22 protein-coding genes are annotated in these 26,439 nt (G+C 70.6%); 5 read left to right on the top strand and 17 right to left on the bottom strand.

Going from position 1 to position 26,439, the window contains the following annotated elements; genetic code table 11:
- Positions 1-31: 31 nt before the first annotated feature.
- Positions 32-1,411: an APC family permease gene (locus AB0B45_RS26505; protein ID WP_358135471.1), complete on the bottom strand. Its 1,380-nt coding sequence runs from the start codon at positions 1,409-1,411 to the stop codon at positions 32-34.
- A 118-nt stretch (positions 1,412-1,529) separates the two neighbouring features.
- Between AB0B45_RS26505 and AB0B45_RS26500 the strand changes: the two genes are divergently transcribed.
- On the top strand, positions 1,530-2,132 hold the full coding sequence (locus tag AB0B45_RS26500) for a TetR/AcrR family transcriptional regulator (RefSeq protein WP_358135468.1): 603 nt from the start codon (positions 1,530-1,532) through the stop codon (positions 2,130-2,132).
- 119 nt (positions 2,133-2,251) lie between these two features.
- Here AB0B45_RS26500 and AB0B45_RS26495 read toward each other — a convergent pair whose 3' ends face one another.
- The 3 genes from AB0B45_RS26495 to AB0B45_RS26485 all read right to left on the bottom strand — a co-directional run bounded on the left by AB0B45_RS26495 (position 2,252) and on the right by AB0B45_RS26485 (position 4,355).
- Positions 2,252-2,446 (bottom strand): hypothetical protein, encoded by a 195-nt coding sequence (locus tag AB0B45_RS26495; RefSeq protein ID WP_358135466.1) that lies wholly within the window; start codon positions 2,444-2,446, stop codon positions 2,252-2,254.
- Positions 2,447-2,456: 10 nt separating this feature from the next.
- Positions 2,457-3,662, bottom strand: coding sequence for a cytochrome P450 (locus AB0B45_RS26490; protein ID WP_358135747.1), 1,206 nt, complete (start codon positions 3,660-3,662; stop codon positions 2,457-2,459).
- Between the two features lie 288 nt (positions 3,663-3,950).
- Positions 3,951-4,355: a hypothetical protein gene (locus tag AB0B45_RS26485; RefSeq protein ID WP_358135463.1), complete on the bottom strand. Its 405-nt coding sequence runs from the start codon at positions 4,353-4,355 to the stop codon at positions 3,951-3,953.
- Positions 4,356-4,836: 481 nt separating this feature from the next.
- On the opposite strand from AB0B45_RS26485, the gene AB0B45_RS26480 reads away from it, so the two are divergent.
- The gene (locus AB0B45_RS26480) at positions 4,837-6,141 is read left to right on the top strand and encodes an MFS transporter (protein ID WP_358135461.1); all 1,305 of its coding nucleotides are present in this window, start codon (positions 4,837-4,839) and stop codon (positions 6,139-6,141) included.
- A 256-nt stretch (positions 6,142-6,397) separates the two neighbouring features.
- On the opposite strand, the gene ettA is transcribed toward AB0B45_RS26480, so the two are convergent.
- The 10 genes from ettA to AB0B45_RS26430 all read right to left on the bottom strand — a co-directional run bounded on the left by ettA (position 6,398) and on the right by AB0B45_RS26430 (position 21,699).
- Positions 6,398-8,062, bottom strand: a complete 1,665-nt coding sequence (ettA, locus tag AB0B45_RS26475; protein WP_358135458.1) for an energy-dependent translational throttle protein EttA — start codon at positions 8,060-8,062, stop codon at positions 6,398-6,400.
- 393 nt (positions 8,063-8,455) lie between these two features.
- Complete coding sequence (locus tag AB0B45_RS26470; RefSeq protein WP_358135455.1) at positions 8,456-9,754, bottom strand: GGDEF domain-containing protein; 1,299 nt, start codon at positions 9,752-9,754, stop codon at positions 8,456-8,458.
- 641 nt (positions 9,755-10,395) lie between these two features.
- Positions 10,396-11,253 (bottom strand): single-stranded DNA-binding protein, encoded by an 858-nt coding sequence (locus AB0B45_RS26465; RefSeq protein WP_358135452.1) that lies wholly within the window; start codon positions 11,251-11,253, stop codon positions 10,396-10,398.
- A gap of 150 nt (positions 11,254-11,403) precedes the next feature.
- A complete protein-coding gene (locus AB0B45_RS26460; RefSeq protein ID WP_358135450.1) occupies positions 11,404-13,041 on the bottom strand; it encodes an ABC transporter in 1,638 nt (545 codons plus the stop codon).
- Positions 13,038-16,070, bottom strand: coding sequence for a dynamin family protein (locus tag AB0B45_RS26455; protein WP_358135448.1), 3,033 nt, complete (start codon positions 16,068-16,070; stop codon positions 13,038-13,040). Before AB0B45_RS26455 ends, AB0B45_RS26460 begins: the two co-directional genes overlap by 4 nt.
- The gene (cobA, locus tag AB0B45_RS26450) at positions 16,067-17,299 is read right to left on the bottom strand and encodes a uroporphyrinogen-III C-methyltransferase (RefSeq protein ID WP_358135445.1); all 1,233 of its coding nucleotides are present in this window, start codon (positions 17,297-17,299) and stop codon (positions 16,067-16,069) included. The genes AB0B45_RS26455 and cobA overlap by 4 nt, the downstream gene beginning before the upstream one ends.
- 64 nt (positions 17,300-17,363) lie before the next feature.
- Positions 17,364-18,419: a nicotinate-nucleotide--dimethylbenzimidazole phosphoribosyltransferase gene (gene cobT / locus AB0B45_RS26445; protein WP_358135443.1), complete on the bottom strand. Its 1,056-nt coding sequence runs from the start codon at positions 18,417-18,419 to the stop codon at positions 17,364-17,366.
- On the bottom strand, positions 18,416-19,306 hold the full coding sequence (locus tag AB0B45_RS26440; protein WP_358135440.1) for a sirohydrochlorin chelatase: 891 nt from the start codon (positions 19,304-19,306) through the stop codon (positions 18,416-18,418). Before AB0B45_RS26440 ends, cobT begins: the two co-directional genes overlap by 4 nt.
- A 29-nt stretch (positions 19,307-19,335) precedes the next feature.
- Positions 19,336-20,496: a precorrin-6y C5,15-methyltransferase (decarboxylating) subunit CbiE gene (gene cbiE, locus AB0B45_RS26435; protein WP_358135437.1), complete on the bottom strand. Its 1,161-nt coding sequence runs from the start codon at positions 20,494-20,496 to the stop codon at positions 19,336-19,338.
- Positions 20,497-20,613: 117 nt separating this feature from the next.
- A complete protein-coding gene (locus AB0B45_RS26430; protein ID WP_358135435.1) occupies positions 20,614-21,699 on the bottom strand; it encodes a GNAT family N-acetyltransferase in 1,086 nt (361 codons plus the stop codon).
- Positions 21,700-21,866: 167 nt separating this feature from the next.
- Here AB0B45_RS26430 and AB0B45_RS26425 point away from each other — a divergent pair, with 167 nt between their 5' ends.
- Positions 21,867-22,013: a hypothetical protein gene (locus AB0B45_RS26425; protein ID WP_358135432.1), complete on the top strand. Its 147-nt coding sequence runs from the start codon at positions 21,867-21,869 to the stop codon at positions 22,011-22,013.
- Position 22,014: 1 nt separating this feature from the next.
- Positions 22,015-23,028, top strand: a complete 1,014-nt coding sequence (locus AB0B45_RS26420) for a Vms1/Ankzf1 family peptidyl-tRNA hydrolase (RefSeq protein ID WP_358135429.1) — start codon at positions 22,015-22,017, stop codon at positions 23,026-23,028.
- Here AB0B45_RS26420 and AB0B45_RS26415 read toward each other — a convergent pair.
- The 3 genes from AB0B45_RS26415 to AB0B45_RS26405 are packed head-to-tail and all read right to left on the bottom strand — an operon-like array spanning position 23,018 to position 25,688.
- Entirely contained in the window at positions 23,018-23,599 is a 582-nt protein-coding gene (locus AB0B45_RS26415; protein ID WP_358135426.1) for an LUD domain-containing protein, read from the bottom strand. The genes AB0B45_RS26420 and AB0B45_RS26415 overlap by 11 nt on opposite strands.
- The gene (locus AB0B45_RS26410) at positions 23,596-25,005 is read right to left on the bottom strand and encodes a lactate utilization protein B (protein ID WP_358135423.1); all 1,410 of its coding nucleotides are present in this window, start codon (positions 25,003-25,005) and stop codon (positions 23,596-23,598) included. The genes AB0B45_RS26415 and AB0B45_RS26410 overlap by 4 nt, the downstream gene beginning before the upstream one ends.
- On the bottom strand, positions 25,002-25,688 hold the full coding sequence (locus AB0B45_RS26405; protein WP_358135420.1) for a (Fe-S)-binding protein: 687 nt from the start codon (positions 25,686-25,688) through the stop codon (positions 25,002-25,004). Before AB0B45_RS26405 ends, AB0B45_RS26410 begins: the two co-directional genes overlap by 4 nt.
- Positions 25,689-25,734: 46 nt before the next feature.
- On the opposite strand from AB0B45_RS26405, the gene AB0B45_RS26400 reads away from it, so the two are divergent.
- Entirely contained in the window at positions 25,735-26,418 is a 684-nt protein-coding gene (locus tag AB0B45_RS26400) for an FCD domain-containing protein (protein ID WP_358135418.1), read from the top strand.
- Positions 26,419-26,439 lie beyond the last annotated feature (21 nt).

The raw sequence follows: 26,439 nt of genomic DNA, 5'->3' as shown, positions 1-26,439 counted from the left end.
ACAGTGGTCCTGGACGGGTCGTCATGATCGGTCACTCCTCCGGGACGGTGACGAGCCAGTGGGTCGCCCGGCGTGGCCGGAGGTAGAGGACGTAGTAGGCGGCGAACAGCACGACGATGCCGCCCGCGACGAGCAGGTCACGCACGTTCTGCTCGAACAGGGCGTAACCCAGGGCCCCGATCACGACCAGCGGCGGGACCGGCCACAACGGCATCCGCCACGCGCGCTCCAGCCGGTGCCTCGCCGTACGGGCGCGCAGTGCGGCCGCGGCGAGCAGCAGCGAGACGACCGTCACGATCACCGAGGTGAGGCCGAGCAACTGCTCGATGTCGAGCAGCGCGGCCATAACGACTCCGGGCAGGGCGATGACGAGCGTCGCGATGTAAGGGGAACCCCAGCGCGGGTGGATGCGGGTGAGCAGCGCGCCGACCGGCGTGGGCCACGCGCGGTCGCGGGCGGACGCGAACACGACCCTGCCGTTCTGGAGCACCATCACCAGGACGGCGTTGAAGATCGCGATGGCGATGCCCAGGTCGACGGCGGTGGCCACACCGTCGCCGCCCCAGGCCCGCACGTAGTCGGAGAAGGACCCGTTGACCAGGTCGTCGAGGGAGCCGACGCCCAGCACCGTGGCGGTCACCGGCACGATGATGACGAAGGCGGCCAGGCCGAGCGACCAGAACACCGTGCGGGCGATGTTGCGTCGCGGGTCCTTGATCTCCTCGGCCAGGTAGGTCGCCGTGCCGAAGCCGTTGACGACGAACATGGCCACGGTGAGTCCGGCCATCAGGGCGGCCACCCCCAACGGCGAGGCGCCGCCCTGCCCGTCGGGCACGACCGGCGACACGAGGACGTCCACGCCGCGGTTGGTGTGGGCGAGGCCGAGCACGGCGACCACACAGGCGGCGACCACCTCGATGGCCAGGAAGATGCCGGTGATCAGGGCGTTCGATCTGATGTCGAGCACCGCGAAGGCCGCGGCGGCGAGCATCACGACGGCTCCGGCGCTCGCCCGGTCCACCGGGAACAGATCGCTCAGGTAGTCCGCCGTGCCCAGCGCGATGATCGGCGGGATCACGATCAGCAGGGAGATGGACAGGCCGAAGGTGAGCCAACCGCTCAACCGGCCGAGCATCGCCGTCACCATGGCGTACTCACCGCCGGAGCTCGGCTTGAGCGTGCCCAGCTCGGCGTAGCAACAGCCGACGGCGACCGAGACGACCACCCCCGCGAGCAGCGTGAGGACCGCGCCGCTGCCCTGCCCCGCGAGAACCTCGGGAACGATGATGAACAGCGAGGAAGCGGGCGTGATGCACGACAGAGTGAGCAGGACGGCGCCGAACAGGCCGAGCGTCCGGGCCAGGGAAGGCGGGGCTGGAGCGGCCGTGGGTGCCACGTGCGGCTGGATCATGGAGGCTCCTCGAGCCGAGCTTTGAATGGCGTTCAAAGTGATTGAATGGCATTCAAAATGCACTGCCGTACAGTGGTCCGTCAAGGACTCGTCAACGACCGTTATCGCAAGGTGAGCAATGGCGCGGGAGCATCGCCGGCTGGATCGTCCACGGGAACAGGTGCTGGAGGCGGCGATGGCCGCCATCGCCGAGCACGGACTCGCCGACCTCACGATGGCCGGACTGGCCAGGCGGCTCGGCACCAGCGGCGGCCACATCCTGTACTACTTCGGCAGCAAGGATCAGGTCCTCGTGGAAACGCTGCGCTGGAGCGAGGAACGCCTGACACCCAGGCGGACGGAGCTCGTCACGCGGAGCAGCCCGGCGGCCGACCGCGTGGCCGAGTACATCGATCTCTACCTGCCGACCGGCGCCGCCGACCCGCGCTGGATCCTCTGGGTCGACGTGTGGAGCCGCACCCTCGCCGTGCCCGCGCTGCGCGAAACGCAGGCCGAGCTGGACGGATACTGGCACGAGGATTTGGTACGACTGGTGGACGACGGCATGCGGTCCGGCGAGTTCGCCAGGGTCGACGCGGACGCCTTCTCGGTACGGCTCCGCGCGATGCTCGACGGGTTCAGCACCCAGATCGTCATCGGCGTGCCGGGCGTGGATCGCGCCACCTTCGCGACGCACGCCATGGACCACACCCGCCAGGCCCTCTCACCCGCCCACCCCTGACAGACTCGGCCCTCCCCCTCCACGTTTGCCGGCGACTGAGACACCCCCAGCCACGCCGCCGCCTCACGGGTCCGGAAAGGACCCCGTGACACGGCGGCGCTGCGCAGGCCGACATCCCATCAAGCGGCGTCGAGGGCCCCGGTGATCTTGCGAGCCATCTCGGCCATGGTGGGGCTGGGCTCGCCCTGGTGGGTCCGGGCGGCTGCTTCGATGGCGACGATGACGGTGCTGCGGAAGTTGTCGGCCTCTGCCGGAGCCTGCGGCGGGAGACACCATGGCGGTGGCGGGCGGCCGTACGCGACCTCATCCGTCACTGGCTCGCGGTCACACGTCCCAGGTGACCGGGAGGCTCTTGATCCCGTAGATGTCCGCGGTCTCCGGGCGCAGGTCGACCTCTTCTGCCGGTACGGCCAGGCGTAGCGTGGGGAAGCGGTTGATCAGAGCGGGGAGCGCGACGCGCATCTCGACGCGGGCCAGCTGCTGGCCCAGGCACTGGTGGATGCCGTGGCCGAAGGCCAGGTGCCCACCCTCCTGTCTGCGCAGGTCGAGCACGTGGGGATCGGCGAAGCGCTCGGGGTCGCGGTTGGCGGTGTTGTAGGACAGGATGACCGTCGTACCGGCCTTGATGGTCTGGCCGCCCAGCTCGACGTCCTCCAGCGCCGTCCGCATGAACGTCTTGGCGACGCTCAGATACCGCAGCAACTCCTCCACGGCCCCGTCGGTGAGCGCGGGCTCGGCGCGCAGCGCCGCCAGCTGCGCCGGGTTCTGCAGCAGCGCGAAGGTGCCCAGCGCCAGCATGTTCGCGGTGGTGTCGAACCCGGCCGCCAGCAGGATCAGGGCGACACCCCGCAGCTCCTCATCAGTCAGATCGCTGTCGAGCAGGTCGCTGAGCACGTCGTCGGTGGGGTTGGCGCGCTTGGCTGCCACCAGCTCCGCGAGGTACTGCTGAGTCGCGGTGTAGGCCGCGATCAGTTCCTCGTCGCTGACCTCCCCGCCGAGGAACTTGTCGATGTGCTCCTGGAAGGAGCCCCGGTCCTCGTACGGCACTCCCAGCAGCTCACAGATGATGATGGAGGGGATGGGCTTGGCGAACGCGGTCACCAGGTCCACCGACGGCCCGGCCTTCTCCATCGCGTCCAGGTGGTCGGCGGTGATCTGCTCGACGCGCTCGGTGAGCAGTCGCATCCGCCGGACGGTGAACTTGCCCACCAGCGGTTTCCGATAGCGGCTGTGCTGCGGCTCGTCCATCAGCAGGAACTCACCGGGCGGCGCCGGGGGGACCTCGATCTCGCCGAAGTCGACCAGCGGGTGGTGGCGCATGAGCTCCTTGCGTGAGCTGAACCGCGAGTCGGCCAGGACCGACCGGACCAGGTCGTATCCGGTGATCAGCCAGCCCTGGTGTCCGTCGGGGAAGGGGTATCGGCTGATCGGGCCGTGCTCGCGCGCCTGGATCAGCTCCTTGGGCGGGTCGAAGGGGCAGCCGGGCTGACGCGTGGTCGGCAGCGTGGTGACGATGTGTTCCATGGTCATTCCTCTCATCGGCCTAGATTCTACTCACGATAGTACGTGTTTTTCGTAGTTCGAAAGCTACGTTGCATTCAGACTCTCTGTCAGCGCCAGGAAGTGCATTCAGCAGATTATCTGGGCTAGATTGAGGCAATGACGCTGCGCGCCAATGCAATGTTGCGTTGCAATGACTGTCGATGCAGTGGTGCTCGGCCCGGGCACGATGAGCAGCTCGACATCCTTGTCAGCGGTGATGAGCCGGGGCCCGGAGAGGACCTCGTGACGAGCTGTAGCTGCGCAGGTCGACATCCATCAAGCGGCGTCGAGGGCCTCGGTGAGCTTGCGGGCCATCTCCGCCATGGTGGGGCTGGGCTCACCCTGGTGGGTCCGAGCGCCTGCTTCGATGGCGACGATGACAGTGCTGCGGAAGTTGTCGGCCTCTGCCGGGGCCTGCTTCTTCAGCAGGCTCACGGCCGCCGTCAGGGCCGGCAGCACCTGGTCGGCGAGTTCGGCCACGGTCTTGCCGTACTTCACGCCCTTGGGCGCCTTGGCGAGCACGTGCCCGACCAGGCCGGTCGCGGAGGTCAGGGCGATGGAGCCGTGGGTGGCGACCTTGTGGGCCGAGCCGGCGGCACCAGCGGCGGACATCAGTGAGACGGCGCCCCAGGCGGCGGTCCGCAGGGTGAGCTTGTCCTGGTCGGTGAGGGTGATGGACATGGTGGTGTGCTCCTTCAGATCTGTTACGAAAGTCAAGTGATCGGACGGCTGGTGGAGTGCGGCCCTGTTGATGCTCGGGGGTCTGGATTGCTCAGGCCGGGTCGCCCGAGGGGAGCTCACCCGGCCTTGAGGCCGCAATCGCTGAACCGTTCATGACATTCACGATCGCCGACCGCTCTGATACCGGACCGTCGCCGTGCTGACACGGCCGCTGACACGACACCGCATCAGACCTGATCGCCGCCGGGACCTCAGCCGGCCTGGCGCGCCGCCCGACGCGGCCTTCATCACCGGCTCCACAACGGCACCGTCGACGACAGGCCATCACGGTGCCCGCCTGGTTCGCCAGGCAGACGTCCTCCTGAGCCTCACGTCTCGCAGTCCATCCACGCAGCACCCGATCGCGTGGAGCTGGAAGAGCCAACGACGCCGACCGACGACCGCCAGCGTTCGACGACCTCGTCCGGCCACGCTGGTCCGCATGCCTGTCAACCACCCCGCCCAGAGCCGACTGGGCGCCTACCGCCGCGCCCTGTCCAGCCGCGACTTCCGCCTCCTGTGGCTTGGCTCGTCGCTCTCGCTGGTCGGCGACGGGATGACCTTCGTCGCCCTCACCTGGCTGGTGCTGTCCAAGCCAGGCGGTACCGCACAGCTCGGCCTACTGGCCATCTGCTACACGCTGCCCGTCTTCGTCGGCGGCCTCATCGCCGGTCCCGTCCTCGACAGGTTCGACAAGCGGTATGTCCTCGCGGTCGACAGCGTGGTGCGTGGTGCGGCGATGGCGTCGATCCCGATCGTCTCGGCCGTCGGAGAGGTGCCCACCGTGCTGCCCTTCGTCGTCGCGGGCGTCTACGGGCTGTTCAAGATGGTCCCGCTCGCCGGATTCCCCTCAGCGATTCCCGACCTCGTCGAGCCCGAGGACCTGGACGCGGCCAACGCCATGGAGTCGCTGGCGTTCAGCCTGGCGGGGATGGCCGGGCCCGCGGTGGGCGGCCTGCTGATCGCGGGCCTGGGCAGCGAGGCGGTGCTCGCCTTCGACGCGCTGTCCTACGCGGTGTTCGCCATCACCGCCCTCGCAGTCCGCCGCCCCCTCTCCCCCACCCCAGTCCGCCCACTCAAGAGAATCGCCACTCGTACCCCCGTCGCCGCCACAACCCCATCCCCATCCACATCCGCGAAGGACCGCGACGCTCGGCATCGGGTCGCGGTGCTGTTGCGGGATCGCGCCCTGGTCACGACCACGCTGGCGTTCATGGCCTTCAACATCGCCGCCGGGATGCTGCTCGTCGTCGGCCCCTGGCTGGCCAAGACCCAGCTCACCGGCGGCGCTCAGACCCTGGGCGTCCTGCTGGCCGCCCTGTCCGCGGGTGAGTTGGCAGGGGCCGCGGCCGCAGGAGCGTGGACCCCGAGGTCCCGCCCGGTCAGGGCCATCGCCATGGTTCAACTCGTCGCCGCCACGGGCTTCCTCTTCGTGCTCGCCTCCCCGCACACGATCGGCGTGGCCGCGGGTTTCCTGGTGATCGGCCTGTTCAGCGCGCCCATGACCGTCTGGGCGCAGTCCCTGCGGATGGCGCGCATCCCCGCCCCACTACGCGGCAGGGGCTTCTCCATCCTGCGAACGCTCATGCAGGCCACACCACCGATCGGTGCCGCACTGGTGACGCCGCTCCTGGGCTCGGGACGGCTTGGCATGGCGGCTGTCGCGATGGCGCTCATCGCGGCGCTTCCCGCCGTGCTCGTGCTGGCCGTCCCGTCGTGGGAAGGGCGTGTTCACGTGGCCGCGTAACGGCGGCCGGCCCGCGCGCCCGATGACCGTCTCCCTGGACAGACCTCAGCTGGCGGTGGTGGGTGGGCTTGGGGTGGCTTGCCGTACGGGATGAACGGCGCCCACCACCGCCCCCTGCGGTCGGCCGGCCATGCGCCCAGCCTGCGAGCGCCCGGCGGCGGGGCGGGCGTCCCAGACGGAAACCCGTGAGAGGCAGAACAAAGCCCCCTCCGGGACGAAGACGTGTCCTGGAGGGGGCTGAGGTCTGGCCGCAGGGTTAGTCGCGGCGGAGCTGACGGTAGGTGACGCGGTGCGGGCGGGCCGCGTCGGCGCCCAGTCGCTCGATCTTGTTCTTCTCGTAGTCGGCGAAGTTGCCCTCGAACCAGAACCAGCTCGAGCCCTCTTCCCACGCCAGGATGTGCGTGGCGATGCGGTCGAGGAACCACCGGTCGTGCGAGGTGATCACCGCGCAGCCCGGGAAGTCGAGCAGCGCGTTCTCCAGGCTGGACAGGGTCTCGGTGTCGAGATCGTTGGTCGGCTCGTCGAGCAGGAGGACATTGCCGCCCTGCTTGAGGGTGAGCGCCAGGTTGAGCCTGTTGCGCTCGCCGCCCGACAGGACGCCGGCCTTCTTCTGCTGGTCGGGGCCCTTGAAGCCGAACGCGGCGATGTAGGCGCGCGACGGCATCTCGACGTTGCCGACCTTGATGTGGTCGAGACCGTCGGAGACGACCTCCCACACGTTCTTGTTCGGCTCGATGCCGCCACGGCTCTGGTCGGCGTAGGAGATCTTGACCGTGTCACCGATGACGATCGCGCCGGTGTCGGGCGTCTCGCTGCCCGTGATCATGCGGAACAGCGTCGTCTTGCCGACGCCGTTGGGGCCGATGACGCCGACGATGCCGTTACGCGGCAGGTCGAAGGTGAGGTCCTCCATCAGCAGGCGGTCGACGAAGCCCTTGGTGAGGTCGTCCGCCTTGATCACCGTGGTGCCCAGGCGCGGGCCCGGCGGGATCTGGATCTCCTCGAAGTCGAGCTTGCGGTACTTGTCCGCCTCGGCGGCCATCTCCTCGTAGCGCTGCAGACGAGCCTTGCTCTTGGTCTGGCGGGCCTTGGGGTTGGACCGGACCCACTCCAGCTCGTCCTCCAGGCGCTTCTTGCGCTTGGCGTCCTTCTGCCCCTCGACCTTCAGGCGCTGGGCCTTGGCCTCGAGGTAGGTGGAGTAGTTGCCCTCGTAGGGGTAGGTGCGGCCACGGTCGAGCTCGAGGATCCAGGTGGCGACGTTGTCGAGGAAGTAGCGGTCGTGGGTGACGGCGAGCACGGTGCCCGCGTACTTCTCCAGGTGCTGCTCCAGCCACTGCACGCTCTCGGCGTCGAGGTGGTTGGTGGGCTCGTCGAGCAGCAGCAGGTCGGGGGCTTCGAGCAGCAGCTTGCACAGCGCGACGCGGCGGCGCTCACCACCGGACAGCATGGTGACGTCGGCGTCGGGCGGCGGGCAGCGCAGGGCGTCCATGGCCTGCTCGAGCTGGGAGTCGAGGTCCCACGCGTTGCGGTGCTCAAGCTGGTCCTGGAGCTTGCCCATCTCCTCCAGCAGCTCGTCGCTGTAGTCGGTGGCCATCTGCTCGGCGATCTCGTTGTAGCGGTGGAGCATCGCCATCGTCTCGGCGACACCCTCCTGCACGTTGCCGAGAACGGTCTTGGACTCGTTGAGCGGCGGCTCCTGCTGAAGCATGCCGACGGTGAAGCCCGGCATGAGCTTCGCGTCGCCGTTGGACGGCTGCTCCAGGCCGGCCATCATCCGGAGCAGCGTCGACTTACCGGTGCCGTTCGGGCCCAGGACGCCGATCTTTGCTCCGGGCAGGAACGACAGGGTGACGTCGTCGAGGACAACCTTGTCGCCGTGCGCCTTGCGCACGCGCTGCATCGTGTAGATGTACTCCGGCATGCCATCTAGCTTAGGGCGTGCGCGAACCGGCTTCCGCCGTACTGGATGGGGTGATCTCCGGACCCCGCCGCTTTGTGCGTACGGCGGGGCAGACATTGACCAAGGGGACAACGGGGTACGGCACGCCGCAGCCCGGTTTCGACGGCGGTAAGCACACCCGTCGAGCGACACCGACCGGACATCGGATCCACAACCAGAACTGGCCAGACGAAATCTGTCGGGACGCACGACCGGGTGGGGCCACGCGCCGGAGACGAATGCGCGCACGCGCCGCGGCTCCCCACCACAGGGACCGGACGCGGACCCGAGCACAGCCCCACGACCGGAGACGAGCTCGGATGCGAAACGGCGGCCCCCACGATGGGCGATGGGCTTCCGAGCGTGGGTGGCGGGTTAGGCAGCGGGCGGTGGGTCCATCGATGTCGGCGGCGGCGCGGACTGGACGGCGGGGATGCAGATGCGGTCGCGGCCCAGTTCCTTGGCCCGGTAGAGCGCCAGGTCGGCCGCGGCGAGCAGCTCGATCAAGTCGTCGCCGTGGACGCTCATGATGGCCACGCCAGCCGAGATCGTCACCGTGATCAAGGTGTCGTCGGCGGGGACGGCCATGCGGCCGATCCTGCTGCGCAGGCGTTCGGCCACCCTGCGGGCCTCGGTGATGTCGGCGCGCGGCAGCAGGACCACGAACTCCTCGCCGCCGAACCTGCCCACTACGTCGTAGTCACGCAGCTGGCTGCGCAGCGTCGCCGCCACGCCGACCAGAACCTGGTCGCCGACCAGGTGGCCGTGCTTGTCGTTGACCCGTTTGAAGTGGTCGATGTCGATGATGAGCAGGGCCAGCGTCTCTCCCGTACGGCGGGCCCTGACGATCTCGGTGTCGGCCTCGCGCTGCCACGCGGCGGCGTTGAGCAGGCCCGTCTTGGGGTCGGTGCGCGCCGCGGCCTGGAGCTGGGCGTGCAGCAGACTGCGTTGCAGCAGCACGACGGGCGGGAGCGCGAGCGCCAGCAGCGCAAGGTTGAGCCCGCACGCGATCGCCACGATCACGCCGAGGCACAGCTCGACGATGTCGAGGATCGCGCTCTCCTTGTCCCACAGCACGTCGCGCCAGCGGGTGTCGGGGTCGGCGGTGTGGGCGGCGATCACGATCAGCGCGGTGTTGAGCACGGCGAACAGCGCCGCGCACCCCACTGCCAGCATGATCGGCGCACCCGCGCCCTTGGACAGCGCCGAAACGTCGGGCACCACGGCATGGAACACCACCGAAGCCGCACCACCGGCGAGACCGATGGCCGCGGAGCTGAACACCCGCCGGTAGAGCACCGTCGCCCTGACCCGCATCTGCATCAGCATCTGCAGCAGGATCGGCGCGAGCAGCGCGTAGACCGGTGGAAGCAGCAACGCGACGGGCAGCCACCACGCTGACAGCAGGTCACGGGAAACACCGGCGGGCATGCCGAGCCGCCGCGTCGCTTCGATGCACACCGCGCCGCATCCCATCAGCGCCGCGAACATCAGGACGTCCGGCCAGCGATAGGGGCCAGATGCCGCGAAGAACGCGATCGCCACGAGATCCAGCGTCACGATGCCGCCGAGGTAGGCGACGAGGGACCGACGTTGCGCCAGCAACGGCCACCGGCCCGCGAGTGTGGACACACTGTTACGAGGCTTGATCGAGGTATGGCTGGTCGCCGCCATCTCGCCTCCTCCCTGACTAACGATGTGTAACACAATAGTTGCGGAGTGTGCTTTGCGCGACGGGAACCGCTACCTTGGGCTCCATGGCCATCTGCGTCTGGTGGCCTGCGAATGGAACCGCTCACTCCGCGAGCGGGCCGTGCTGGAAAGGAGCACCCCATGGTGCGGGGCGTCACTTGGATCTGACAGATGCTCTAGCCATCTGACACGGAACGCCATCGGCCGACCCCTCCCGGCAAGTTCGAGTTCTCACTCGCGGCGCCACCATGCGCGGCCGATGCCCCCTCCGCCTCCCCCCATTTCCTCCCTGCGTACGGCTTGGCATGCGGCTGCCCAGGTTTTGCACCTATCAGTCCAGAAACGGCGCTGTCCGACCCGCAGGCGTGGCGCGTGATCCCGCCCACGCCAGGGTTACACGCGAGGTGGCCAGTGGCCGAGCCCGGGTCGCGGGGGTCTGACACGCGACCGGGCCAGACACCACACCCAGGTGGAGCAGGTACCCGGCCAGACACCACACCCAAGCGGCGCACGCCCGACACGCGACCCGGCCAGACACCACACCCAAAGCAGCGCGGACCCGACGCGCGACGCCGCCAGACGCCGCGCCTGGGTGGCGCGGGTCTGGCGGGTGCGGGTGTCGGTCAGGCGGCCTTGGCTCGGCGGGAGCGGGGCGTGGTGGCGTGGGCGGCGTCCTCGGTGTTCAGGATGCGGACCTTGCCCGCGCCGCCCGGATGCCCGGCGCCGGGACCCGCGTCCGGCTCCTCCGCGGGCGCGTTGTCCTCGCCCTCGGTCGGCACGAGTGTGATCGTGCCGCCGTTGTCCGAATCAACAGCCGAAGCAGCCGCCGCCGGAGCTGCCACCGGAGCGGCCGCCAGCTCGGGTGCGGACTCGGGTGCGGCCACCAGTGGTGCTTCCGACGCGGGCTCGGCGGGGGTGTCGGCAGGAGCGAGGGGGAAGGGCCAGCCTGCCGTGTCGTCCTGTGCCGTCTCCGTCTCCGTCTCCTCGGCGAGGGGCAGCGACGCGGATGAAGGTCGTCCGTGGAGGGGGTGGACGTTCGCCGAGCCTGACATGGCCCAGTCCTGCGTGGACTCGTCGAGGCTCTCCCTGGTCTCCCTGCTCAGCGTGCCGATGCCGCCCGAGCGCTCGGGCTTGGAGAAGGCGCCGACGCCCCACCGCAGGTCGTGGCCGATCGAACTGGCCTCGATCTCGGGCATGAACCTGCGGTCGCCGTCGGGCCCGAACTCCCTGATCCGCAGCTTGCCGCACACGACGACCGGATGTCCGACCTGGAAGGACTGGGCCACGTTGTCGCCGAGGGTGCGCCAGCAGCGGACCGCGAAGAACACGGTGTCGCCGTCGGACCACTCCTGGGTCTTCCTGTCGAAGAAGCGATGCCTGGTCGCCACCCTGAGCGAGGTCACCCGCGACCCGTCGGCGAAGGCGTGCTGGCGGGGTGGGGCTGCGACGTTGCCGGTGAGCGTGATGTAGATGTCGTTCATCGTGCCTCCCATGTGGCGGGCCGGTTGCCCGCTGCATGAGGAAACGGTGTCGTGCAAGGGTGGGTGGAAGGCTGGCCGAACGTGGTTCTGTGGAGGGAGGAGTTCAGCGTGGGCCGGGGTTGTGGACAATGCCCGCCGTACAGAGGAAAGTCAGCCCGACAGGGCTTTCATAGCCGTGTAGAACTCGTGATGGCGGGTCAGCTCGCGCTCCACCGGCTCCACCACCATGCTCTCCACGATGGCGCCCACCCGCTTGCGCATCTCGCGCTCGAGCCGGTCTCTCTCGTTCGCCGCCCCGAGCGCCACGAAGTTCTTGGACGCCATCGCCGACAGCGCCCCGAGCCCCAGCACCGAAGCCGTCATCAACCCCACCCACGGCAGCGTCGCCGCGTCCCCGAACAGCGCGAGCGACTCGGGCAACCGTCCGGCGGCGAACACGCCGAACGCCAGCGCCACCCCGACCCACGCGAGACCCGCGACGAAGGCCAGAACCAGCAGGTACTGCCAGAACTTCAGCAGCCGCCACCACACCGGCACCTTGTCCAGCTGCGGCGCCACCTCGGACAGCTCGTCCGACAGCGCCTCGGGCAGCTGCGCCGCCCGAGATCCCGCCGCATGGTGTACGGCCGAGCGCCACACCTCGTTCATCCCGACCGTGAGGCCGTCGCTCAGCGCCTGGACGGCGTTGTCGACCTCGGAGGACTGCGCGGTGACCGACCCTCCGGCCAGCGAACGGATCTCCTCGCGCAGGTCGCCGAGCTTGAGGCTCTTGAGCGGGTCACCGCCCAGGACCGAGCCGAGCCTGGCGAACGGCCACGAGATCCAGGAGCCCGAGCGGGTGGCGTAGACGCCTTCCATGGCCTCGCCGACCGCGGGAACGCCGACCGCGTCGCACAGCGCGTCGGTCAGCCCGACCCTGCGGGCCGCGTCCACGGAGGAGGGGGCCGACAGTGCCGCGCCGACCGGCATGGCCTGGACGAGGCGGCGTTCGATGCGGTCGACGTCCGCGTCGATGCGCTGGATGGCGGCCCTGCGCTTGGAGACGGCGTCGGCGATGACGCCCTTGAGGCTGTCGATGCCGCGCCCCGTCACGGCCGAGGTGGGCACCACGGACGGCTGGGTGACGCCTTCGCGGCGCAGCAGGTCGTTCAGGTCGATGACAAGCTCGGCGACCTCCTCGGTCGACAGCCTGTCCGACTGGTTGAGCGCGAACACCGTGACCGCGTCGTCCCCGGCCAGCTCCGTGACGTAGCGGCGGTGTGTGGAGGCGTCGGCGTACTTCTGCGGGTCGAGCACCCAGACCACCATGTCGGCCAGGCCGATGAGCCGGTCGGCCTCGGGGTCGGTCAGCGCCCTGATGGAGTCGTGGTCGGGCAGGTCGAGCAGGACCAGGCCGTGGAGCTGGCTCTCGCCCTTGTCCAGCGCGCTGGCCCTGGCGAAGCGGTGGCGCCACTGGATCTGCAGCCAGTCGAGCAGCGGCGCCGCGCCTTCGATGCCCCAGACACAGGCGTGCGTGCGGGCGGTGGTGGGACGGCGCACGCCCGTGGGCGACAGTTCGAGCCCCGAGATGGCGTTGAACAGCGAGGACTTGCCGCTGCCCGTGCCGCCCGCCAGCGCGACGACGGTGTGGTCGGGCGACAGCTTGAGCCGTTCGCCCGCCCTGGTGAGCAGCTGGGAGGCGTCGGCCAGCAGCTTGGGGTCCAGCCGCCCCTGGCCGAGCTCCGCGACCTTGGACAGCGCGGCGAGCCTCGCGCCCAGCCCGGGCTTGGTGACGGAGTAGATGCTCATCGTGCGACCTCGAGGTTGTACGTGGCCTGGTAGAGGCGGGTCGCGGCGGCCTCGTCCGGGATCCCGGCGGCGTCGAGTGCCCGCACGTACCGCATGGCCTCCTCGTCGAACAGCATGACGATCCTGGCGCGCAGGTCGCTGAGCGCCTTCGCGCTGATGCTGCGCAGCGCCTCGGCGCCCAGCAGGCTCTTGAGCAGCTTCTGCGGCAGCGCGTCGGCGCTGAACAGCCCCACCATGAAGATCAGCGAGAGCGACTCGGCGTCGAGCGAGACGACCTTGGCCGACCGCTTGGTCACCCCGTCGGTGCGCAGCAGTTCGGTGACGTGCTCCTGCCAGGCGGCGACCGCCCTTCCGGTACGACGGACCAGATCGTCGGAAGGACGATCGAGGCCGGCGCCCAGCTCCGAACGCCGCCGCCACCGCGCGCCCACCTCGTCGGACGCGTGGTGCGCGGCGGAGGTGATCAGCGATTCGAGCGCGGTCCTGAGCGCCGCCCTGAAGGCGGTGATCCGCTCGGGCGGCACCGGCTTGCCCTTCTTGCGGAAGCTGCGGGTCAGGTCGCCGGAGCCGGCGAAGTCCTGCCACCTGGCGCGGACCTCGCCGCGCAGCAGGTTTCCCTCGCGGATGGCGGTCTCGATGTGCGCGAGCGCGCCCGAGTAGGCCACATCGACGTCGGTGCGCAGCTCGGCGCGGAAGGCCACCTGCCCCTCCAGGTGTCTGGCGAGCGCGGGAACGCGGGTGCGGAAGCTGTTGAGCACGCCGTTCAGCGTGTCCTGTACGGCCTGCGCCCGCCGTTCCTCGTCCACCGACAGCTCGGCCAGCCACATCCGCAGCTCGGTCATGTCGCCGTGGGGCAGCTTGCCGTCGGCGACGGCCGACTCGTCGATGACGAACCGCTCGACGTCGCCCAGGCCGTACTCGGTGAGCATCCGAACGAAGTGCTTGAGCACCACGTCCTTGGTCTTGGGCTGCACGCGGGAGAGCACGATCGCGATCCTGGCCGCACGCTCCTTGGCCAGGCGGAGCAGGTTCCATGCCGGGGCGTCGGCGTAGCGGGCGGCGGTGGTCACGAACACCCACAGGTCGGCGGCGTCCAGCATGCGCCGCGCGATCTCGTGGTGCTCCTCGACGACCGAGTCGATGTCGGGGGTGTCGAGCAGCGCGACGCCCTGTGGAAGGCGCTCGGTGGTGACGAGCACGAGGCTGTCGGGGGCGGCCTCCCTGCTCTGTCTGTCGATCCGCTCCAGGCCCGCGAGCAGCTCGCCGCCGGCGAACCAGGCCTCGTCGTCGGGGTGGCAGGCGAGCACAGGGATGCCCGTGGTGGGACGGCGCACGCCGGTGCGGCTGACGTTCTTCTCGGCGAGGGTGTTGACCAGCGTGGACTTGCCCGCGCCGGTGGAGCCGGCGACGACGATGAGGGCGGGGGCGGCGCTCATCCGCACCCTCGGCAGCACGTAGTCCTGCAGCTGGGTGAGGATCTCGGCCTGCGCCTCGCGTGCCTCCTCCGCGCCGGGCAGTTCGAGCCCGAACCGCAGGTCGGCGACGGCCTCCTTGAGCGCGTCCAGGGCTGCGGTGAGCGCCTGCGCGGCGGCGTCCGGCAGATCCTCTTCGAGGACCCTGCCGGCTTGGTCCTGTACGGCGGAGCGCGCGTCGGCGGCTTCGTCCCCCGAACCGGCGGGGCCGATGGCGTCGTCGTCGTGAGCCGCCCCGGCCTCTTCGGCGGAGACGAGGTCGTCGCCGGGCCCGGTGTCCCAGGTCCCGGTGTCCCACGTCGTGGTGTCGCTCGGCCCGGCGTCGCCCGGCCCGGTGTCGCCCGTCCCGGTGCTATCGGACTCGGCACGCTCGGATCCGGTGAGGTCGGATCCGGTGAGGTCGACAGGAGCGGCTTCGATGGGAGCGGCCTCGTCGTCAGGCTCGGCGTCGACGGTGGAGACGGCCTCTATCGCGGCGTCGTCCTGCGGGTCGGCGGTGATCTCAGCGGGGTCGGTCTCGTCCCGCGGTTCGCGGATCTCATCTTCGGCGGCCTCGGCAGCCTCCGTTACGGCGGCCTCGATCTCGACCGCCGCGACCTCGGCGTCACCCTGCCGGTCAGCTATGACTCCAGCGGAGTCGGCCTCGACGTGCGGTTCGGTGGTCCCGCCTTCGGCCGCCTCGTCGACCTCCGAACCAGCGACCGGGTCCTCGTCGGCCTCAGAGCCGGCGGCCTCGTTCTCAGCGCCGTCGATCTGGCCGTGGCCGGTCTGGACGTCAGCGGTCTGGACGTCGGCGGCCTGAACGTCGCCGGTCTGGACTTCGCTGCTCCGGACGATGCTGCGCTGGTCGTCAACGGTCTGGACGTCGGCGATCTGGTCTTCGTTGGCCTCGGCGTCGCCGGTTTCCGGGACGTCGCCTTCGAAGATGCCGGTCTGCGGGGCGGCGGGAAGCTCGTCCTCGGGCGCCTCGGTCGCGGGCGAGGACGCGTCGTCGCCACCAGAACCGTCGGCGTCGGGTACGCCGGTCTGCGCCAAGTCCTCCGCCGTGGCGGGGGCGGGCTCCTCCGGTGAGACGTCGGTGAACTCGGGCCCGTCGGCTGAGGCGGCTGCCTCGGCGTGGCGCTCGGTGCGGGGGTTCGTGGGGAGTGGGTCGGGGTGAGCGGCCGGAGGCGTCTGGCGGGCGGGCGTGGCGGCGCGGAAGGCGTCGAATGTCGTGGGTGCCGTGGGTGCCGCGGGAGCGAAGGCGTCGAAGTCGTCGGACGCGGGCGTGAGCGTGTCGAAGGCCGGCTCGGGGTCCAGGGTGGAGTAGTCGTCCGGCCGAGGCAGGTCGTGTGCGGCGGGACGGGCGAAGGCGAAGAAGGTGTCCTCCGCGCCGTCCTCCTGGTCGTCGGCCATCGAGGCCGTGTGGGCGTCGGGGGGCGGCGGCGCGGCGCCGTTCGCCTGCCGTACCCGCTCCTGATCCTCGGCGGCGCGTTCGGGACCGTCGTCGTCCCTGATCGCGCGGAAGCTGAGGGTCTGTTCCCCCAGCGACTCGGGGGCGTCACCAGCCGATCTCACGGCACGCGCTCCGCTCGAACCATCTCGACCTCCTGGCCGACCCGCACGACGTCGCCCACGATGACGATCGCCGGTGGCCGGATTCCGGCCGCTGCCACCCGGTCGGCCACGGTGGAGAGCGTGGCCGTGACGGCCCGCTGGGTCGGAAGAGTACCGTCCTGTACCACCATTACGGGAGTTTCCGGCGAACGTCCGTCGCGGATGAGTGTTTCCGCAATCGAAGCGATACGTTCGACGGCCATCATGAGCACCAATGTCCCCTTTGACCGGGCCAATCCTGGCCAGTCGACGGTGGACTGTGGGTTGTCCGGCGCGACGTGCACGGAGATCACGTGGAACTCCTGGCTCACCCCGCGATGCGTGACGGGAACCCCGGCCGAGGCGGGCACCGCGACGGCGCTGGTGATGCCGGGGACCACGATCACGGGGATGCCCGCGCGGGCGCAGGCGAGCATCTCCTCGCCACCCCTGCCGAAGACGTAGGGGTCGCCGCCCTTGAGCCTCACCACGAACTTCCCCTCGCGCGCGTGCGAGATCAGCAGCTCGTTGATCTTCTCCTGGGAGAGCGACCTGCCGTACGGCACCTTGGCCGCGTCGACCAGCTCGACGTCGGGGGCGAGCTCGTCCAGCAGGGCGCGCGGCGCGAGCCGGTCGGCCACCACCACGTCGGCCTGGGCGAGCAGCTGCCGTCCGCGAACGGTGATCAGGCCCGGGTCGCCAGGGCCGCCGCCCACCAGGGCGACGCCGACCGGTTTGGTGCGGTTGCGGCGCGCGTCGACGGTGCCGTCGCGCAGGGCGCTGACCACGGCGTCCCTGATGCCCGCCGCCCTTCGGGGGTCGCCGCCCGCCGTGACCGCGATGCCGATCTCGTCGACCTTGCCGCTGGCGGGCGTCCACGCGGCCGAGGCGTCCTTGTCGTCGGCGCGCACGCACCAGATGCGTTTGGCCTCGGCTTCGGCGGCGATGGCCGTGTTGACCGACCTGTCGCTGGTGCAGGCCTGCACGAGCCAGGCGCCGTCGCAGTCGCCCACCTGGTACGGCCTGGCCTCCCAGGTGACGCGTCCCGCGGCGATGAGGTCGTCGAGGGCCGGAGTGACGCTCGTCGACACGATGGTGATCTCGGCACCGGCTTCGAGCAGGGCTGGAACGCGTCGCTGAGCGACCCGTCCGCCGCCCACGACGAGCACCCGGCGGCCCGAGAGGCGCAGGCCGAGGAGGTAGGGGCTCATGTCGGCGGATCTCCCGTTCGCGAGGATTGGTGTGTCAGGAGGCAAACCTACCGGGTCCTGGTTACTAGGGCTGCTTCTCCGTGACACCTGCGGAGTCGAACGTCGCCACCTCGTGCATCACCCGTACGGCCGCGCATACCAGGGGGTGGGCGAGCAGGCCTCCGGTGCCTTCGCCGAGCCTGAGTTCGAGGTCGACGAGGGGGCGCAGGCCGAGATGGTCGAGGGCGGCGGTGTGGCCGGGCTCGGCGGAGCGGTGACCTGCGACGCAGTGGTCGACGGCGGCGGGCGCCAGGGCCGCGGCGGCCAGAGCGGCGGATCCGGCGATGACGCCGTCGAGGATGACGGGGACCCTTGCCGCGGCGCCGCCGAGGATGAAGCCCGCGATGGCGGCGTGCTCGAAGCCGCCGAGGGCCGCGAGGACCTCGAGAGGGCTTTCGGGGATGCCGTTGACGTGGAGAGCCTGGCGGACGACGGCCACCTTGTGGGCGTGGGTGGCGTCGTCGATGCCGGTGCCGCGGCCGGTGACCTCGGCCGCGTCCCTTCCGGTGAAGGCGCAGATCAGTGCCGCGGAAGCCGTGGTGTTCGCGATGCCCATGTCCCCGGTGATCAGGCAGCGGGCGCCGTCGGCCACCAGCGACTCGGCCACCGAGATCCCGACCTCGACGGCTTCGACGGCCTGGGAGACGGTCATGGCGGGGCCGAGGGACAGGTCCGCCGTGCCGTGCGCCACCTTGCGGGAGAGCAGCCCGTCGGCGGCGGGCAGGTCCGCGGCGACACCCACGTCGACGACCGTGACCGAGGCGCCCACCTGGGCGGCGAAGGCGTTGGCGACCGCGCCGCCGGCCAGGAAGTTGGCGACCATCTGGAGCGTCACCTCCTGCGGCCACGGGGAGACACCTTGGGCGTGGACGCCGTGGTCGGCGGCGAAGATGGCCAGCGCGGCGGGCTCGGGCATGGGCGGCGGGCAGGTGGAGGCCGCGCCCGCCAGCCGTACCGCCACCTCCTCCAGGGCGCCGAGCGAGCCCGGCGGCTTGGTGAGGCGGCTCTGGTGGGCGCGGGCGTCGGCCATCGCGGCGGCGGAAGCGGGCGTGATCCGGGCGAGCACGTCCTGCACCGTCATGCGGAGACCCCTTCGGCCAGCTGAAGCGCTTCCTCGTAGCGGTCGATGACCACGTCGGCCAGCACCTCGCAGTCGCCGATCACCTCGGCGCAGCGGATGTCGAGGTCGGGGTGCCCTGCTCCGTAGGCGAGGGCCTGCGCCCAGACGCGCTCCAGCATGCCGCCGGCGAACAGCAGGTACGGCACGACGATGACGCGGCGCGCGCCCAGACGGCGGCAGCGTTCGAGGCCTCCGGGCACGCCGGGCGGGGTGACCGAGACGAAGGCGGTCTCCACCGTCATGAAGTCGTAGGCGTGGGTCTCCCAGAACAGCCGCGACACCCGGTGGACCTCCGCGTTGGCCGCGGGGTCGGTCGAGCCCTCGCCGACCAGCACGACGGCGGTCTCGGCCGGGTCGATGTGCTCGCCCGGCTCCTCGACGGGGATCGAGGGGACCACGCGCAGACGCGGCTTGACGTCGTCGAGGGGGCGCAGCCTGGGCATCTCGGCGGCGGCCTCGGTCAGGCGTTCGGCCAGCAGCGACAGCACGCGGGGGTCGGGCCCAAGGGGGCGCCCGTAGTCGTACATCAGCGTGGGGTGGCGCTCCTGCTCCAGCGCCATGGCGGCGGGGAATTCCTCCATGCGGCTGAGACTGAGCGGCAGCGCCACGAGGCGATGGTGACCTCTGGACACGAGAGAGGCGACGGATTCGCTCAGCCTGGGTTTGGCCTTGACGAGGTAGCCCCCTGAGACTTCGGCGGAGCTCTCCTCAAGGCGGCAACGCAGCCTGTGGACGAACCTTCCGAACTCGGCGGCACCTGTGTCGTCGTGCGAGCCCTGCCCGATGAGCAGCAGCGGCGGCTTCATGAAGGGGATCTCCACGCCTGTGACCTGGGGGTATTTAGACAAGACACGCGAGGATATCCGATGCGTGCAGGTCATGCACAGATCACTCTACGTGCATGCACGACGAATACGGGATCCTCGGCGGTCAGCGAGTGGGAGCCGTCAGGCTGCATGACCAGCCGTGATGCCTGGATTTGGGTGCCTTCGGCACGGTATCCGTGTTCTTTCAGTCTTTGCAGTACGGCGGGCACCTGTTCGACCGTCTTGAGCGTGCAGACGAGCCTGGCGGGGGCACGGTCGGCGCAGGCGACGATCACGTCGGCACCGCCGCCGCCGACGAACACCGCGTCGGGGTCGGGGAGGGGTTCGAGCGCGGGAGGGGCCTGGCCGCGGGTCAGCGCGACCTTGACGCCGTGGCCGATGACGTTGGCGCGCAGCCTGGCGCAGGCCTGCTCGTCTCGTTCGACGGCCATGACGGCGGCGCCGAGCCTGGCGCACTCGACGGCGATGCCGCCCGAGCCAGCACCGACGTCCCAGACGAGATCGCCGAGGCGTGGGCCGAGCTTGGCCAGCACGTACGCGCTCACCTCGGGCGGCAGGTCGCCCCCGACGGCCCACTCGTCGGGGCCGGGTCTGGCTCCCGCCACCCACGCGCGGTGCTCGGCGCGGTAGAGCGGGTCGACGACGAGGACGACGTCGGGGTCCTTCCACGGCCTGGTCGTGGCCTCGCCCATGCGACTGTGAGTGACGCGCTCGTCGGGCCCGCCGAGGTCCTCGCAGACGATCAGTGCGCGCGGGGTGGTGGGGGCGAGCTCCCTGGCGACCTCGGCGGGGCCGACGCCGGGGGTGACGATGACGCCGACCTTGTGGTGGGCGCGGCAGGCGTTGACGACTCTGTTGAGCTGCTCCGGGCCTTCGGGGGCGACGATCAGCGCGTCCTCCCAGCTCATGCCCGCTCGGGCGAAGGCGCGGGTGACGAGCGAGCTGGCGGGGATCACGGCGGGCTTCAGCCCGTGGCCGCGCAGCGCGCGCACGACGCCGAAGAAGCCGGGGTCGCCCTCGGCGAGGACGACGGCGGGCCCCTCGCCCTGTTCGAGGTGCTCGTCGAGGGTGGCCAGCAGCTCGCCGGCGGTGACGGGGAGCTGGAACCGCCTGAGGATCCGCTCGGGACCGGTGACCAGCGCGGCCTGTTGGAGACAGTCGGTCGCCCTGGCCGACAGCGGCGATCCGTCCCAGCCGATAACCGTGATCATCCGACTCACCGTCCTCTCGACCCAGTGTGTACGGCAAGCCGGGTCACGCGCCATCCTTCGCGCGGGGCGGGCGTCAGTCCAGGGACACGCTCACCGAGCGCACGTGGCCGAGGCAGGTCACGGAAGGTCCCCAGGGATCAGCCCGAACACTACGAGGTCCTCGTCTCCTCCCCCGTTGCGCGCCACGCCCTCCCGCGTGAAGCCCGCCTTCTCCGCCACCCGCTGGGAGGCGAGATTGGAGACGGCCGCCCGCAGCTGGAGCCGCCGGAATCCCTGCTTGTCGAACAGCCACCTGGCGATCGCCAGCACCGCCTCGCCCGCGTAGCCGTTCCCCCTGGCCCAGGGGGCCGTCATGTAGCCGACCTCGGTCGAACGGTGGCCCCACTCGGTGCCCTTCAGGTCGAGGCTGGCCACGAACCTGCCGCTGTCCCTCTCGACCGCCGCCCACGCGATCCCGCCGCCGCTGATGCGGTGCTGCTCGGTCATCATGAGCGCATAGACCCTGCCGTGCTCCTCGGTGTAGCCGCGGGGGACGCTGGTTCGGCGCTGGGTGAGCTCGTCGGCGGCGGTGGCGGTCAGGTCGGGCACGTCGGCGGCGACGAACTTGCGCAGCAGCAGGCGCGGGGTGACCAGCTCCTCCTGGGGGAAGATGTTCGGCGCGCCGGTGGAGCCGCGCAGCAGCCCGAACACCACCAGGTCGTGGGCGCCGTCGTCCTCCGGTTCGGCGGCGCGCAGCACGCCCTCGTAGGCGTAGCCGGCCTTCTCCGCGACGCGGAGGGAGGCGGTGTTGTCGAGGTTGGCCCGCAGTTCGATCCTGCGCAGGTCGGTCGCGTCGAACACCCGCGCGGACAGGCCGCGGACGGCTTCGGTGGCGAACCCCCTTCCCCTGTAGAGGGGGTGCACGCCGTAGCCGACCTCGGTGATGCCGGCGCCCCAGTGGGTTTTGAACAGGCTGATGGCGCCGACGACGCGGCCCTCGCCGTCCGCCATGGCGAGGTGAACGCCCTGGCCCGACCGCTGGAGCTCGTGGACGCCCGTGGCGAGCCAGTGGGCGATGGCGGCGACGTGGCCAGGGGCGCCCGGGGGGAGGAATCGGTGGCCGGCTTCGACGATGGCCCTGATCCTGTCGGCGTCGTCCGGCTGGAACGGGCGGAGGGTCAGGCGGTCGGTGGTGATGCGAAGTTGAGGGTTGAAAACGCTCACTGTTCCCCTAAGAGCTCAAAGCGGTTCCGAAACCCTACAAGCCCCGGGACTCCAGCGCTCCCGAGAGCCGCAGGACCCCTGTCAGGAAGCCGAGTCAGGGGGATGTTTGGTGAGGTTCGCGCGGGTAGGGCGAGTATTCGGGCAGTTCGAAAGGGGTGAGGCAGATCATGCAACGCGAAAGCGGCAAGCACGGGCCGAGGCTGGACGACTTCGTGGTGGAGGCCGTGAGCAGGCTCCCGCGCGGCGGCACATTCACCGACATCGCGGAGGTGGCCGAGGCCCTCGGGCTCGGCATCGAGCGAAAGAGGTGGTGAGGTGAGGCTCGACTTCATCCGTCCGCTGTACGAGCGGCACGGTCCCTACGCCTCGGTCTACCTCGCGGGGTTGAGCGCCGAGGACGAGCGGCGGCGGTGGCGCGCGTTCAGGGACAGTATGGAGCAGGCGGATCAGGACACCCTCGACGCGTTGGAGACGGCCGTGGCGGTTCCCGCTCCGGGACGGGCGCTGTTCGCCGCGGGCGGCGAGCTGGTGATGGCCGAGACGCTGGCCGACCCGCCGCGCCTGGAGCAGGCGCGCTGGTCGCCGCTGCCGCACGTGACGCCGTTGCTGATGGCCCGGGGCGAGAACGTGCCGCATCTGCGGGTGGTGCTCGATCGCGAGGGCGCCGAGCTGACGGTGTTCGGCGGCGGCTCGCCGCGGGCGGCGATCGGGACGGCGCAGAAGTGGCCGCTGCAGAAGACGGCGCAGGGCGGCTGGTCGCGCAAGAGCTACGAAGGCGCGGCGGACGAGTCATGGGAGCACGACGCCGAGACGGTGGCGCACGAGGTGGACGAGCAGGTGCGCAGGATCGGCGCCGAACTGATCGTGGTGGCGGGCGAGCCGAAGTCGCGCTCGCTGCTGTGCGACCACCTGGGCACGAAGGCGGCCGACCGGGTGATGATGGCCGAGCAGGGCAGCCGCGCCGATCACGATGAATACGAATACGACGTGGAACGCGCTCTGGACACGTGGCTGGAGCGCCGCAAGTCCGAGCTGCTCGACCGGCATCGCGAGCACCAGGGGCCCGTGGGCTTCGATCGCGTGGCGCGGCTGCTGCGCGAGGGCAGGGTGCTCGCCGTGCTCTCCCCCGGCGAGCTGGCCGACCTGGTGTGGATCGGGGCGGGCGGCACCCAGCTGTCGACCGACGCCGACGAGCTGCGCCGGTGGGGGGTGGAGTCGCCGGTGCGTGAGCGCGCGGACTCGGCCATCGCGAGAGCGGCCGCGATGACGGACGCCGAGCTGTGGTTCTCGCCGGAGGTGAAGCAGGTCTCGGCTGTGATCAGGTACTGATGATCACCTCGAGGGTACGGGGGCCGTGGACGCCCTCCACCCTGTTGAGCTCGATGTCGCTGGTCGCGGACGGCCCGCTGATCCAGGTCAGCGGCCTGGCGGGGTCGAGCCTGGCGACCGCCTCGGGGACGCCGGAGACGATCTGGTCGGCCCTGACCACGCACAGGTGGTAGTCGGGCACCAGCGTCAGCGCCCTTCGGCCCTGGTCGGGCCCGGCGTCGAGCACGATGGTGCCGGTCTCGGCGATGGCGACCGCGCAGCCGGTGGCGACGCCGTCGGCCGTCAGCAGCTCGTCCTCCTCCACGGCCGTCGCGACGGTCAACGGCCCCTCTCCTCGTACGGCCCGCGGGACGATCATGCGTTTGCCCGCCGTCAGCGCGGCGACCAGCGCGGGCACCTCGACGGCGGGGACGACGTGCACGATCGCCCGGTAGTCGTCGACGCGTTCGGCGAAACGGGCGACGAGATCGTCGACGGGGATCGAGGTGCGGTAGTCACGGGGGATCTCCACCTCGGGGGCTCCCTCGACGGCTCGTCGCACCCTGTCGAGGATCTCCTTGCGGGCGCTCATGAGGTCGCCTTCCCTTCGCCGGGCCGCTCGGTGCGCGCCCACCAGTCCCTGAAGGACTCCTCGGGGATCTCCGGCAGGTCCCTGGTGTCGGTCCACGCCGACAGCGGCCCCGGCAGCCGTCGGGGCGCCAGCTTGCGGAAGCGTGTCATCAGGCGTTGCGCCCTGGCAAGCCGTACCTCCTTGGCCAGGATCCACCCGGCGACCCGCATGCCCATGCGCTCGGCGCGGGGGTGGGCCACCTTGGCCCGCAGGTCGACCAGCACCTCGGGGATGTCGATCGCGACGGGGCAGACGTCCAGGCACGCGCCGCACAGCGACGAGGCGTAGGGCAGGGAGGCGTCGAGGGCGGAGCCGAGCCCGCGCAGCTGCGGGGTGAGGATCGCGCCGATCGGCCCCGGATAGACCGAGCCGTAGGCGTGGCCGCCCGCGCGCTCGTAGACGGGGCAGACGTTGAGGCAGGCCGAGCAGCGGATGCAGCGCAGCGCCTGGCGGCCCACCTCGTCGGCCAGGACGTTGGTCCGGCCGTTGTCGAGCAGCACCAGGTGGAAGCTCTGGCCCTCGGTGGAACCCGTCCACGTGGAGGTGTAGGGGTTCATGCGCTCGCCGGTGGAGCTGCGCGGCAGCAGCTGGAGGAAGACCTCCAGGTCGCGCCAGGTGGGCAGCACCTTCTCGATGCCGACCACGCTGATCAGCGTCTCGGGCAGGGTCAGGCACATCCTGCCGTTGCCCTCGGACTCCAGGATCACGCAGGTGCCGGTCTCGGCGATCATGAAGTTGGCGCCGGAGATGGCGACCTTGCTGCGCAGGAAGCGTTCGCGCAGGTGGAGCCGGGCGGCCTCGGCCAGGGCGGCGGGCTCGTCGGTGAGGTCCTGCGGCGCGTCGCCCATCTCGCGCAGGAAGATCTCGCGGATCTCCGCACGGTTGCGGTGGATGGCGGGCACCAGGATGTGGCTGGGAGAGTCGTCGCCGAGCTGGACGATCAGCTCGGCCAGGTCGGTCTCGAACGCGGCGATGCCTTCGCCCGCCAGGTGCTCGTTGAGGCCGATCTCCTGGGTGACCATCGACTTGACCTTGACGACCTCGGTCTCGCCCGTCCGCTTGACCAGCTCGGTGACGATCCTGTTGGCCTCGGCCGCGTCGCGCGCCCAGTGGACGTGCCCGCCCGCCTTCTCGACCGCCTCCTCCAGCTGGACGAGGTAGCGGTCGAGGTGGCGCAGCGTGTGGTCCTTGATCGCCTTGCCCGCCTCGCGGAGCTCGTGCCAGTCGGGCAGCTCGCCGACGACGCCTGCCCGCTTGCCGCGGATCGTGTGGGTGGCCTTGCGGAGGTTGTAGCGCAGCTGCGAGTTCTGTACGGCCTGCGCGGCGTTCGTCGGGAAGTCTCCGGGCATGCCGATGAAGACGCTCATCTGGCGTCCAGGATCTCGGCCAGGTGCATGATGCGCACGCCCGTCCGCTGCCGGCGCATGGTGCCGCCGATGTGCATGAGGCAGGAGTTGTCGGCCGCGCAGAGCACCTCGGCGCCGGTGTCCATCACGTTGCGCACCTTGTCGGCGCACATCGCCGCGGAGATCGCCGGGTTCTTCACCGCGAACGTGCCGCCGAAGCCGCAGCACTCCTCGGCTCCTTGGAGGGGCACCAGTTCGAGCCCTCGCACCCGCCGGAGCAGCCGCGTCGGCTTGTCCCCGAGGCGCAGCCCCCTGAGGGAGTGGCAGGTCGGATGGTAGGTGACCCGGTGCGGGAAGGCGGCACCGACGTCCTCCACCTCCAGCACGTCGATCAGGAACTCCGACAGGTCGTGGACGGGCGGCGGCTCGACGCCGAGCCTCGGATACTGCTCGCGCACCATCGCCGCGCACGATCCCGAGGGCGCGACCACCGCGTCGTAGCCGTCGAACACCTCGGCGAAGTGTCTGGCCAGCCGTACGCCCTCGGGCCGGTAGCCGGTGTTGATGTGCATCTGGCCGCAGCAGGTCTGCGCCTGCGGGAAGTCGACGTCACACCCGAGGCGGCGCAGCAGGGACACCACCGCCTTACCCGTGCCGGGAAAGAGCGTGTCGTTGACACACGTGATGAACAGGGCGACTCGCACGGCACTCCCTTCAAAGTATGGTCTGACCATAGTATGGTCTGACCATATGAGGAAGCCCCGGACCTTCGAGGACGTCATCGCCAAGATCGAGCGGCGTATCGCCGACGACGGGCTCACCGTGGGCGACCGCCTGCCCGGCGAGCGGCAGCTGGCGGAGGAGCTCCAGGTCGGCCGCTCGTCGGTGCGCGAGGCGCTGCGCGTGCTGGAGACGCTCGGGGTGGTCTCCTCGCAGGCGGGCAGGGGGCCGGACGCGGGCGCCGTGCTCACCTCCAGGCCCGAGAGCGCGCTGGCCGACCTGCTGCGGCTCCACCTCGGTACGGCTTCGCTGTCGCTCGGCGAGGTGATCGCCACCCGTCTGATGATCGAGCAGTGGGCGGTGCAGCACGTCGACGCGCCCGAGGGCCTGGAGATCATGCGGGCCGCGCTGGAGGAGATGGAGCGGGCGGGCGACGCCCGCTCCTTCGTCGACCACGACGTGACCTTCCACCTGGGCGTGGCGCTGCTGTCGGGCAACAGGCTGCTGTCGGCGACCATGCGGGCGCTGCGGCAGACCATCCACGCCTACTCGGTCGCGGCGGTGGAGGCCGCGGGGCGGACCGACGTGCTCATGGCCGACCACTGGCGCATCTACGAGCTGGTCGCGGCCCGCGACGGGCACGGCGCCGCCCAGGCGGTCGCCGACCACCTGGGCCACGCCTACCCGTCCCTCTCCGTTCCCCCCGCCCCTTGAGCCCGCGGGCCGCGCTCAGGA

It is taken from the genome of Nonomuraea sp. NPDC049152 (genome assembly GCF_040648355.1).
GTDB lineage: Bacteria > Actinomycetota > Actinomycetes > Streptosporangiales > Streptosporangiaceae > Nonomuraea.
This window is presented reverse-complemented; position numbering and strand designations above follow the sequence as displayed.

Bases quoted from the DNA above. Each gene is read 5' to 3' on its own strand.
- AB0B45_RS26505 (WP_358135471.1), bottom strand. From the start codon at position 1,411: ATGATCCAGCCGCACGTGGCACCCACGGCCGCTCCAGCCCCGCCTTCC.
- AB0B45_RS26500 (WP_358135468.1), top strand. From the start codon at position 1,530: ATGGCGCGGGAGCATCGCCGGCTGGATCGTCCACGGGAACAGGTGCTG.
- AB0B45_RS26490 (WP_358135747.1), bottom strand. From the start codon at position 3,662: ATGACCATGGAACACATCGTCACCACGCTGCCGACCACGCGTCAGCCC.
- AB0B45_RS26485 (WP_358135463.1), bottom strand. From the start codon at position 4,355: ATGTCCATCACCCTCACCGACCAGGACAAGCTCACCCTGCGGACCGCC.
- AB0B45_RS26480 (WP_358135461.1), top strand. From the start codon at position 4,837: ATGCCTGTCAACCACCCCGCCCAGAGCCGACTGGGCGCCTACCGCCGC.
- ettA (WP_358135458.1), bottom strand. From the start codon at position 8,062: ATGCCGGAGTACATCTACACGATGCAGCGCGTGCGCAAGGCGCACGGC.
- AB0B45_RS26470 (WP_358135455.1), bottom strand. From the start codon at position 9,754: ATGGCGGCGACCAGCCATACCTCGATCAAGCCTCGTAACAGTGTGTCC.
- AB0B45_RS26465 (WP_358135452.1), bottom strand. From the start codon at position 11,253: ATGAACGACATCTACATCACGCTCACCGGCAACGTCGCAGCCCCACCC.
- AB0B45_RS26460 (WP_358135450.1), bottom strand. From the start codon at position 13,041: ATGAGCATCTACTCCGTCACCAAGCCCGGGCTGGGCGCGAGGCTCGCC.
- cobA (WP_358135445.1), bottom strand. From the start codon at position 17,299: ATGAGCCCCTACCTCCTCGGCCTGCGCCTCTCGGGCCGCCGGGTGCTC.
- cobT (WP_358135443.1), bottom strand. From the start codon at position 18,419: ATGACGGTGCAGGACGTGCTCGCCCGGATCACGCCCGCTTCCGCCGCC.
- cbiE (WP_358135437.1), bottom strand. From the start codon at position 20,496: ATGATCACGGTTATCGGCTGGGACGGATCGCCGCTGTCGGCCAGGGCG.
- AB0B45_RS26425 (WP_358135432.1), top strand. From the start codon at position 21,867: ATGCAACGCGAAAGCGGCAAGCACGGGCCGAGGCTGGACGACTTCGTG.
- AB0B45_RS26415 (WP_358135426.1), bottom strand. From the start codon at position 23,599: ATGAGCGCCCGCAAGGAGATCCTCGACAGGGTGCGACGAGCCGTCGAG.
- AB0B45_RS26410 (WP_358135423.1), bottom strand. From the start codon at position 25,005: ATGAGCGTCTTCATCGGCATGCCCGGAGACTTCCCGACGAACGCCGCG.
- AB0B45_RS26400 (WP_358135418.1), top strand. From the start codon at position 25,735: ATGAGGAAGCCCCGGACCTTCGAGGACGTCATCGCCAAGATCGAGCGG.